Source organism: Peptoniphilus sp. (assembly GCF_034090345.1).
GTDB lineage: Bacteria > Bacillota > Clostridia > Tissierellales > Peptoniphilaceae > Peptoniphilus.
This window is the reverse complement of record NZ_JAXDSS010000008.1, coordinates 1-2,808: the sequence shown is the minus strand read 5'-3', so window position 1 is coordinate 2,808 and position 2,808 is coordinate 1. Positions and strand designations below refer to the sequence as shown.

The 2,808-nt window shown below is 28.3% G+C and carries 1 protein-coding gene and 1 pseudogene; both read right to left on the bottom strand.

Annotation, left to right across the window (positions count from 1 at the left end):
- A pseudogene (locus SOR77_RS00440) lies at positions 1-189 on the bottom strand (IS256 family transposase); the annotation flags it as partial.
- Positions 190-416: 227 nt separating this feature from the next.
- A complete protein-coding gene (locus tag SOR77_RS00435) occupies positions 417-2,342 on the bottom strand; it encodes a hypothetical protein (protein WP_320635247.1) in 1,926 nt (641 codons plus the stop codon).
- Between the last annotated feature and the right edge of the window lie 466 nt (positions 2,343-2,808).

Sequence of the window (2,808 nt, the reverse complement as noted above, 5' to 3'; positions counted from 1 at the left end):
TGATAGTGGTTTTTCTCCGTATTCGTAGTCTAGGTTTTCATCTAGTTCTGCTTTTAGCAAATGCTTAATTGTATCGCCTAAAAGGTCTTTTAGTGCTTCTTGTAGCTCCTGTACTGTTCCCGGCTGGTATTCTTCGATTAACATCTTAGAGATTTTGTTTAATCTTGTTTCCGGTCTTTTTCTTAACATAAATATTCCTCCTGATCATTATTATCTTATCAGGAGGATTTTTCATACACAAACTATTTCACAGTCTCTGGATGGTTTTCTTGTCACATATGTTTGACAACTCTAGACCCTCTTTTCTAATAGAAATGAGCACATATTGATACATAAAAAATGTACCAACCCTTACCCTTATATTAGGATTTAGGTTGATACACAAAATTATTTACAGTTCCTATTTAATTGATTTATTAAATTCTTCTTATCATTTCTGAAAGCTTATTTCCACGTGATTCTACTATATCGATAAGTCTTTCTAAATTTTCGCCTTCTTTGCCTTCGCCTAGCATCTTGTCTAGTTTCTTTCTAGCTTCTTCTCCACTGTCTATATATCTTATTAATTCTTTTTTTACACTATCTTCTTCTCTCACAAAACCTAAATACAATTGTGCGTCATTTCTACTTTCACTAAAATCTGAAATAGCATCATTTATCTTAATTATTTGTGCTTCTGTTAAGTTTGCTCGATGATCTATATTTTTATTATTTGAATTATAATTTCTTTTGTTTAGCTCCATTGTTTTATATGGTTGAACTTGACTTTCTATAGTTTTGATCATTTCTTGATTTTGTACATCAATAGCTTCTAATGGCTCTATTTCGCTATTACTTGATCCCTTATAATTTTTTTCTGTATCTTCCGTTTTAGATTCCATGCTTTTAAATTGCTCAGCTTCTTCCACTTTCCCTGAAACTATTTTTAAAGAAGATAAAACTATGTTACTTTCATCATTTGATTTATTTTCTATATTTTGTGATAAATTCCCATCATTGTTCTCGTTATTGCTATTAGCTTCCATGGTTGGAAATCCTTCATCTTCTTGTATAGTACCTCGAACTTGATTTTCTAAAGATAAAGATTCTACGCTTATAGCGTTGGTACAGTTTACATTCTCCATACTATTTTTTAAAGTTACTTCTTTTCTCTCTTTTTGAAGAGAGCCTATATTTCTTGCGTTTCTTTGTAGTAGTGAACTACTTGCTAATTTCGGTTGCGTTTCTACTGTTGGTGTAATGTAATTTTTACTTTCTTCAAATTTTTCTGTCACTTCAGCTCTATTTTTTAAATTGCCCTCTTGATTAGCTTCTATTACTTGCCCTTCTATTGTTTCTTTAAGTTGATTAAAATATTTTTTTCTTTCTATTTCATTATTTTTAACTTCTTCATAACTAGAAAAATTAAATTTTTCTAAGTTTTTTGGTCTTTTCTCCCCTATCGTTTCAAAAAACTCATTTATTATTTCATCTAAATTTTTATTAGCCTCTTCAGCCAATCTCAAATTTACTATTTTTTCATCCCAATAGTTGTCGCCGCCCTCATATATATCATTATTTTTAGGATGTTCTCCTCTTATATTAAGAACCATATTCTTTTGAAGTTCTAACATTTCTAAAGCTTCTTCCGCACCGTCTTTCTCCGTAGCATATCCACTTTTTAAAATTGCTAATATCTGATTATGTTTTTTGCGCATTTCTCTTACTAAATCAACATATTTTCTAAAATCTTCACTTTCTTTATAGTATTGATTTCTATACTCTTTAGTATAACCATCATATAAATAAAGAATAGCATCATATTGAATTAAATCTTCTTTTTCCTTATTTTTTCTAGCCACATTATTTATGAAAGATCGCATTGCTGCCTCTATCTTACTTTTTATATACTCAACCTCATTTGTTGTTAATTGCTCAAGGCCACTAGATAAATATGCATATCTTCCATCATCTTTGCTTTTTAACTTTTTGTATTCTTTGGCAAAATTAGTCTCTTCATTAATACTTTTAAGCTTCATTTTAGTTAAGAAACTTGTATATATCCCTAACTCTCTTATATACTCCTCTCTTTCTTTATCATAATCCTTATCTTGATATTCTAATCTATTCGCCAGCTTTACCGCTCTATAAATAACATCTTCCATTTTTTCATAGTTAGTTTTTAAAATATACTCCGAATCATGTTTAATCCCTCCTACATGCATTTTCACCTCTTTTTCAACATCTCTGTAGTTCTTATTAACTATAGCACTTACATTTGTCGAAGATAGCAACATTGCCCCTAAAGAAAGTGTGGCTACAGTAGTTTTTAATAATCTTCCTTTTTCAAAACTTATATTCATTTTTCCTCCTCATTAGTTTAAAATTTTTTATTCATTTTTATCAGCTGATATAATATACTCTTTAAGTAAAGTATAGTCAATCTCACTAAAACGTTTACATTGTTTTTCTGTTGTTTTTATTTAAAATTTTTAATATAACTTTAAAATACTGTTTAATCTTAATTATCTAAATTCATGTATCAATATTAAAAACAAAAATAATGAACTAGAAAAATTTTTTCTAATATTATTCCTAAAAATATGTAAAATTAACGGCTCTATGTCAAATATTGGGGAGTAAATCTCTAACAGATATTTTTGTATAAAAAATTTGCACTTATATGCATTTAGTCCTAAACTTAAAATAACTAAAACCAAATTTAGGATGTGCATATAAGTGCAAAATAATAATATTATGAATTTGTTTGGTTTTAAAGATGTAGTTTTTGATAGTTTTAATGAGGATAATGAATTTGTCCATGTTCAT

Excerpts from the sequence above, each read along its gene's own strand:
- SOR77_RS00435 (WP_320635247.1), bottom strand. The coding sequence starts at position 2,342 with ATGAATATAAGTTTTGAAAAAGGAAGATTATTAAAAACTACTGTAGCC.